This is a genomic window from Parasphingorhabdus sp. (genome assembly GCF_036963705.1).
Classification (GTDB): Bacteria; Pseudomonadota; Alphaproteobacteria; order Sphingomonadales; family Sphingomonadaceae; genus Parasphingorhabdus.
Genome location: NZ_JBALUT010000105.1, coordinates 1 through 6,366, shown reverse-complemented (window position 1 = coordinate 6,366; position 6,366 = coordinate 1). Strand labels below are relative to the sequence as shown.

Sequence of the window (6,366 nt, the reverse complement as noted above, 5' to 3'; positions counted from 1 at the left end):
TATTCGGGGTGTGGTAAAGTGTCGGCCGGGCGATAGGGGTTAAACCCGACCGACAACACGCCGAAAGCCTACTCAACAATTTGGCATTCAGACGTATTTCCGAAAGTGCAGTTCCGTTCCTTATAGCTCCTAGTCCGGGGTGCCTTTTCTAAAGATTCCATCGCTTTAGAAACTGCGGTGTTGTTGTGCCGACCGGGCGCGAGCGTGATCCCGATCGGCACCGCTGACGATCATTATTCTGTTTTTAATCTCGCCAACGCAGCCTTATACGCGTCATAATGCACCCCTTCATCGACAGCGATCTGGCGGAACATTGCGGCCACTTTGGTATCGCCGTCGGCTTCTGCCTGATTTGCAAACTCTACATACATCTTGGTATTTTCGTAGTGCTCGCCAGCCATTGCATCTTCCAAATTGACATCGCTTGAGCTGCCAAGTTGCAGTGCCTCGGCTTCGCGATCAAAATGTTCGTTCGCTTCAATGTTAGCGGAATCGCGGAAAAGTTGGGCCAGTTCTGACTGCCCCTGTTCGTCGGCCTGTTCGGCAAAACGCTGATATTTCAGATTTGCAAAGGCCTCACCATGCATTGCAGCTTCGAGATTGACTTTGGTTTGCGGGGACAGTTCTTTCGCCGCGTCTGCCTGTGCAAACGCCGAACCAGAAATTGTAACGGAAAGGAGGAGAGCGGCTGCTCCCAGTTTGACTATTGATGACATGCTTATTCTCCAAATCATGTTCGCACTGTTGCGACATGCATCAATCTGGTCCGCTAAACTGACGGTGTCCTGACGAGCGCAAAATATATTTGCGCGATTGCGCGATTTATTTTGGATGCCGTCAGTGTTCCGTCAGGAGCATGGTTCACAAAGGCCTCGGCGGTAAGAAGAAGTGACCGCAATATTTCGGAGACCTGCAATGAATAAGAAAATATTGATTTCGACTTTAGCGGCTGTTGGCGCGCTTACATTTTCGTCCGCCGCATTTGCTTCACCGGTTTGCACGGCAAAACCGCAATCTCAATGGCTGACACCTGTTCAGATGAAGGCGAAAATTGCGAAAATGGGCTTCAAGAAGATCAAAGTGTTCCAGGTTTCCGGCAGCTGCTACGAAATTTACGCAATCAACAAGGATGGCCGCCGCGCTGAGGTCTATTTTAATCCAACCAACGGCAAAGTGGTCCAGAACAATGTTGACTGAGTTTGAAAGATATATCCCACCTGATCGGCCTGAAAAGGACGGTCAGGTGGGAACCGTGGTGGACAAAAGCCAGCGTATCAAAGTCTGGGACCCACTGGTGCGCATATTCCACTGGACGGTCGCGCTTGGAACGATCGCGAACCTGACGGTTCTGAAGCATATGGAAGACCCGCATATCTATGTTGGATATGTGATGGTTGCAGCCCTTCTCATCCGCCTCGGTTGGGGCTTTGTGAGCAAAGGCCACGCCCGCTTCTCCGCTTTTGTTCCGGGCCCCAAAGCGTTGGTCAGCTATGGCGGCGCTTTGGTCGCCCGGCGCGAGCCACGTTATATCGGGCACAACCCAGCCGGTGCCATGATGATGCTTCTACTGATGCTACTCGTGGCGGCAATGGGCGCAACGGGCTGGATGATGGGAAGCGATCAATTCTGGGGCGAGCCATGGGTTGAGGAACTGCATGAAGTGATTGCCAATATCATTATTGGCGCCGCGTTCCTGCATGTTGCCGCTGCGATTGTAGAAAGTATCCGTCATCGCGAAAACCTGCCTTTGTCCATGATAACCGGCTATAAGCGGGCAGCTTCTGAATCGGATATTGATAATGCGCCTGTTACTCGTTGAAGATAATGCCCGACTGGCGAACTTGATCCGCGATGGTCTTGATCGTCAGGGCTTTGCTATCGACTGGTATGAGACAATTGAAGGCGCAGTTCATGCCGTTCAAATAGGCGGCTTTGATCTGATATTATTGGATTTGGGATTGCCCGATGGTGACGGGCTTGAGCTTGTCCGGTCTCTTCGTGCTGGCAATAATCCAACCCCCATTTTGATAATGACAGCACGAGGCGGACTGGATGACCGCGTAGCGGGTCTTGATGCCGGCGCGGACGATTATGTAGTGAAACCATTCGAGATACCCGAATTGGCTGCACGATGCCGCGCACTGTTACGCAGGCCAGGCGCAACGCTTTCCACGATATTACAGGCAGGCAATGTGTCGCTCGAACCTGCCGAGCGAATGGTATTGGTAAAGACACAAAAAATCGAAATTTCTCCACGCGAAGTCGATTTGTTGGAGTTGTTGATGCGCAGGGCGGGCCACGTGGTCGCAAAACCGGCAATTGAAAATACCCTTTATTCTATGGATGCAGAGGTTACGCCAAATGCCTTGGAGGCATCTATCTCACGCTTGCGCAAACGGTTAGTTGCCGCCTCGGCTGACATAGAGATTAAAACTGTTCACGGGGTCGGTTATGCCCTTTTCATTCCGGTATCTGAAGATGCGTGAAACTGGAAAAGATCGGATTGTTTCGAACAAGCGCACGCCAAGTCTTTTTCGCCAGATTGCAGTAAGACTGGCAATCGTAACGCTGCTATTTGCGCTACTCGACGTTGGACTCGTGGTATTTACCTACAGCCGCCAACCGCAATCTTTGGCCCAAGAGCTATTGTCTTTAGAAGCAGACAAAGCTGCCAGCCAAACGATAGGCAATAATCCGGGCCTTGAAGGCCCGCCTGGCGCTGACCGGTGGTTTGCAAGCTATGTCGATCCAAAATTATCCAATCCCAATGGCGCGACAACCATACATCCATCACCGTATGGCGGCACAATGATGGACTGGACGAAACGGGAAAAACTACAAATTGGCTTCCGCATATCAGGCTTGCGCAAAGTCAAAGTCGATGGGGAGCAACGCTGGCTATATATGCAATTTGAGGGATCGGGTCTTAAATCTTACGTTCCAGTTATTGCGAATGAGCTTATTCAACATGTCGCACTCCCTCTCATCCCATTGTCGCTAATGATGTTGCTCTTCAATATTTTCGCCGTGCGCCGGGTGCTTGATCCGCTTCGCAAGGCCGAAGAAGAAGTCGACGGCCTTGATCCTGAGAATATGAGCGTGCGGATTAACGAGCCTGCTGCCCCGCGCGAGGTCACCACGCTTGTTCGGGCCGTTAACCGAGCGCTTGAACGGCTCGATGACGCCATAACAATATTGCGTTCCTTTACCGCAAATGCGGCGCATGAACTGCGCACGCCATTGTCAATCATGCAGCTTTCCATCGATCAACTTCCCAAGTCCGAGCAACGCGAAGCGCTGCTCGAAGATAATCGGCAGATGACGCGGCTCGTCAATCAAATGCTCGATCTTGCGCAAGCAGACGCCAAGGCATTTGAAACAGATGCTATTGTTGATCTGGCCAAAGTGGGACGACAGGCAGTTTCACAGCTGGCGCCTAGAGCATTCCAGGCTGGGCGTGACCTTGTGTTCGAAGATTGCGGCGGAGCGATGATCAATGGTCACGAAGAGGCGATTTACCGGATTTACCGCAATCTCATCGACAATGCCCTTGCCCACGCTCCGGGAAACTCACCAATTGAAATAGCCGCCGGGCCTGGCCCTCGTTTTCATGTGCGTGATTACGGCCCCGGCGTTTCAGAGCAAGATGCCGCCAATTTGTTTGAACGCTTTTGGCGCAAGAACCGTAGCTCGGGAACCGGTGCAGGGTTGGGCTTGGGCATCGTCCGGAAACTCGCCGAAGCACATGGAGGAACAGTCAGTATAGAAAATCCCCAAGGTGGTGGGGTTCGTTTTGTTGTTCTTTTTTCAAATTAGAACCTTCACTAATTTCAGAAAGTCGAAAATATCATGAGCCGTCTGCATAACCACCCTGAACGTCATCTCGTTTCACGCATCGGTTGGCTTCGCGCCGCTGTTCTTGGCGCAAATGACGGTATTGTATCAACTGCCAGCCTGATAATCGGCGTTGCTGCCGCCAGCGGTGGCCGCAGCGAAATCATGGTTGCGGGCGCAGCCGGGTTGGTCGCTGGCGCAATGTCGATGGCAGCGGGGGAGTATGTATCAGTAAGCTCACAGGCTGACACAGAAGAAGCAGACTTGGCCCGTGAAAAGGCCGAGCTTGAAGCCAGTCCCGAGGCCGAACATGCGGAACTAACAGGGATATATATCGCGCGTGGCGTAAATCAGGATACGGCAAAAGATGTCGCGGCCCAGCTGATGGCGAAAGACGCACTAGCCGCACACGCGCATGATGAGCTTGCGATTACCGGGCATACCGAAGCGAAACCCATTCAGGCGGCAATCACTTCGGCAGTCACCTTCACGGCGGGGGCGGCCCTGCCCTTGCTGTTGGTTGTCGTTTCGCCAATCGCAAATTTGGTTCCAATTGTCGCAATAGCATCACTGGTATTCTTGGCGCTCCTCGGCGCAGTAGGAGCAAAAGCCGGTGGCGCCGCCATTGGCAGAGCGACATGGCGTGTGAGCTTTTGGGGCGCTCTTGCAATGGCTATTACAGCGGGAATTGGGGCGATCGTGGGGACCGCTGTTTAGCCTCAATGTCTTAGGAACCGTGTCAATATAGAGCCTATGACGAGATGAGTTGCAGAGGCATCGAGCCGCATAACCCCGTCTTCGACAAGTCCGGCAGAAGCGACGACGCCTTCGAGCGGTCTGCCTTAGTCTACGACCGCGAAGACGACAGCTATACCTGCCCTGACGGCAAACGGCTCCGAGCCACCAACCGCAACTTCAAGGCGCCGCGGCCGCTTGCCAATGCCAATGGCTTCATCCGCTATCAAGCGAGCCAGAGGGACTGTCAGCAGAAGTGCATTGAGATAGGCCCTTTTCACGACTAAAAAAAAAGTTACTGCAAAAATAACCAGAAGCAGGAAGGTTGAATCTCCCAAAACGGTGATATTGCGGACAAATGGCAGGAGCCAGTCCGGAACCGTCAGAATATCGGAATTTCTCGGCGACCGAAAAGCAAGCAAAAGGGTTCTATCTATTGCATCCAAATGACCTTTCGCAACCTTCGACCAGAATACCAAGAAAATTACGGCTAGAATGAATGATGGCATCAATTCGAAACCGCGCTGAAATGCCATTAGACGAACGCTCATATCTTCACTCGTTTTTTGCGTTTTGGGTCAACCCTGCTTGATTGCGTTAAACTCCGCTCAAATCTGATATTCAACAGGCTCTCGCTCTTCCATCCATGAGCACGACCGGCACGATGGCCGCATAGATTAACTTTCCTGATATCCCAGCAGCCGCAAGGCATTTATGACCACGACAAGCGTCGATCCTTCATGCATCACGACAGCGGGGCCGATCCCCAGGCCGAAGAGTGTTGCCGGTATCAATACGGCCACCACGCCAAGACTGATCCAGAGATTTTGACGGATAATGCTACTTGTTGATCTGCTGAGACCAACGGCAAAAGGCAATGTCGCCAGATCATCTGCCATTAACGCGATATCTGCCGTTTCAAGCGCTACATCGGAACCGGCGGCTCCCATGGCTATTCCAACAGTCGCATTTGCCATCGCGGGGGCATCGTTCACACCATCACCAACCATCGCCACTCCGCCCTGATCGCTCAGTTGAGCAATTTTCTCGACCTTGTCATCCGGCATTAGGTCACCAAAGGCTTCGTCAAGACCTACTTCCAGGGCGATCGCGTCGGCGACTTTCTGATTGTCGCCAGAAATCATCATCATCCGTGAGATTCCAATAGACCGGAGCTTGTTTATCACTTCGGACGCTGCAGCGCGGGGCGTATCCATGAGGCCGAGAACGCCAATAAATTTGCCGCCACGCCTGACAATCATGGTGGTGCGACCGCGTGAAGACATTTCGGTTACTTTTTGGGCGACATCTTCAGGAAGCGAATCCTGATCATCGTCGAGAAAAAGCCCCGCTTTCCCGATAAAGACATTTACGCCATTGATTTTGGCAGAAACGCCTTTGCCCGTTATGCTCTGAAAATCTGTAGCGATCAGATCCGATGATCCGAGGCGTTTTTCTGCTTCACGCACAATAGCTTGCGCCAGAGGGTGATCACTATGCACTTCGACAGCGGCAGAAATAGCGATAAGTTCGTCTGCTCCAGTTTCTCCGAAAGGCACCGTTTCGACCAACTCCGGTTCGCCAATTGTAAGGGTTCCAGTTTTATCAAAAGCGATCGAATCAAGCTTACCCAGCATCTCGAGAGGCGCGCCGCCCTTTATCAAAACACCGCCGCGCGCTGCACGGGCAATCCCGCTTAAAACAGCGCTAGGTGTTGCAATAGCCAGCGCACAGGGGCTGGCGGCAACGAGGACTGCCATAGCCCTGTAAATGCTATCGGAGACTGGCTCGTCTATC

Annotated in this window: 7 protein-coding genes and 1 pseudogene; 6 read left to right on the top strand and 2 right to left on the bottom strand. The window is 52.5% G+C overall.

Translation table 11 applies throughout. The features are described 5' to 3' along the window. Positions 1-233: 233 nt before the first annotated feature. Positions 234-716, bottom strand: coding sequence for a rubrerythrin family protein (locus tag V7680_RS14650; protein WP_335654006.1), 483 nt, complete (start codon positions 714-716; stop codon positions 234-236). Positions 717-915: 199 nt separating this feature from the next. Here V7680_RS14650 and V7680_RS14645 point away from each other — a divergent pair, with 199 nt between their 5' ends. The 6 genes and pseudogenes from V7680_RS14645 to V7680_RS14620 all read left to right on the top strand — a co-directional run. After that, positions 916-1,197: a PepSY domain-containing protein gene (locus V7680_RS14645; RefSeq protein WP_335654005.1), complete on the top strand. Its 282-nt coding sequence runs from the start codon at positions 916-918 to the stop codon at positions 1,195-1,197. After that, positions 1,130-1,819 (top strand): cytochrome b/b6 domain-containing protein, encoded by a 690-nt coding sequence (locus V7680_RS14640; protein ID WP_335654004.1) that lies wholly within the window; start codon positions 1,130-1,132, stop codon positions 1,817-1,819. The genes V7680_RS14645 and V7680_RS14640 overlap by 68 nt, the downstream gene beginning before the upstream one ends. Continuing rightward, positions 1,800-2,486, top strand: a complete 687-nt coding sequence (locus tag V7680_RS14635; RefSeq protein WP_335654003.1) for a response regulator transcription factor — start codon at positions 1,800-1,802, stop codon at positions 2,484-2,486. The genes V7680_RS14640 and V7680_RS14635 overlap by 20 nt, the downstream gene beginning before the upstream one ends. Continuing rightward, on the top strand, positions 2,452-3,816 hold the full coding sequence (locus V7680_RS14630; protein WP_335654002.1) for a HAMP domain-containing sensor histidine kinase: 1,365 nt from the start codon (positions 2,452-2,454) through the stop codon (positions 3,814-3,816). Before V7680_RS14635 ends, V7680_RS14630 begins: the two co-directional genes overlap by 35 nt. A gap of 33 nt (positions 3,817-3,849) precedes the next feature. Further along, a complete protein-coding gene (locus V7680_RS14625) occupies positions 3,850-4,551 on the top strand; it encodes a VIT1/CCC1 transporter family protein (RefSeq protein ID WP_335654001.1) in 702 nt (233 codons plus the stop codon). Between the two features lie 53 nt (positions 4,552-4,604). Then, a pseudogene (locus V7680_RS14620) lies at positions 4,605-4,817 on the top strand (IS5/IS1182 family transposase); the annotation flags it as partial. 429 nt (positions 4,818-5,246) lie between these two features. Here V7680_RS14620 and V7680_RS14615 read toward each other — a convergent pair. Next, the coding region (locus V7680_RS14615; protein ID WP_335654000.1) for a heavy metal translocating P-type ATPase at positions 5,247-6,366 on the bottom strand (1,120 nt) is incomplete at its 5' end.